Origin of the sequence: Sphingomonas sp. 10B4 (genome assembly GCF_035019905.1) — a bacterium.
In the GTDB taxonomy this organism is placed as follows: domain Bacteria; phylum Pseudomonadota; class Alphaproteobacteria; order Sphingomonadales; family Sphingomonadaceae; genus Sphingomonas; species Sphingomonas glacialis.
In genome coordinates this window covers 1-264 of sequence record NZ_JASJVC010000365.1, presented here as the reverse complement: position 1 = coordinate 264, position 264 = coordinate 1, and the positions used below count along the sequence as shown (strand labels likewise).

Genomic DNA, 264 nt, shown 5'->3' with positions numbered 1-264 from the left:
ATATCAGCATTGGAAACACACGCAATTGATCATCGATGTCATCGATGGTTACGGCGGCACCTTGTCGCTCGAAGGTCCGGAAGGGAAGGCCTTTCATACCCGCTCAAGGGTGTTTGAGCAAGCCGAACTGGACGAACTGAGTCAAGACCCGGCTTGGCTGGCGGCGTGTCGATAGGCATGGACTGCAGCAAGGACATCGGCTTGCCAGCTTGTCGGGCCGCGCATTCTGGGCGATAATCAGGCCCATGACCGATATCTCTACAC

Annotated in this window: 1 protein-coding gene; it reads left to right on the top strand. The window is 56.1% G+C overall.

From position 1 onward, the window contains the following. On the top strand, positions 1-175 hold a 175-nt coding region (locus tag QN347_RS21070; protein WP_416350915.1), incomplete at its 5' end, for a DUF779 domain-containing protein. Positions 176-264: the final 89 nt, after the last annotated feature.